At 68.1% G+C, this 288-nt stretch carries 1 pseudogene; it reads left to right on the top strand.

Going from position 1 to position 288, the window contains the following annotated elements:
• Positions 1 to 198 (top strand): annotated as a pseudogene (locus ACZYSP_RS35530) (glutamyl-tRNA reductase); the annotation flags it as partial.
• Between the last annotated feature and the right edge of the window lie 90 nt (positions 199 to 288).

The raw sequence follows: 288 nt of genomic DNA on the forward strand, positions 1-288 counted from the left end.
CGCGCCGCCGAAATGGCCCGTGCGCGAAAGCTGCTGGCCAAGGGCGAATCGGACGATGCGGTGCTCGAGGCCATGTCGCGCGGGCTCACGCAGAAGATGATGCACGGCGCCATGGCCGAGCTGCACGCTCGCGATGCCGCCTCGCGCGAGCAGACGGCGCAGACGATCTCGCGCCTGTTCCTGCGCAAAGAGCGTTAGCGACGCTCGTCATCGACTGGCCCGACCGGCCGCGATCTTCTTCATGCGCCCTGCCCTCGCTCGGCAGCACCCTCCCCTTTTTTCGAGCCT

It is taken from the genome of Variovorax sp. F042 (assembly GCF_057814215.1).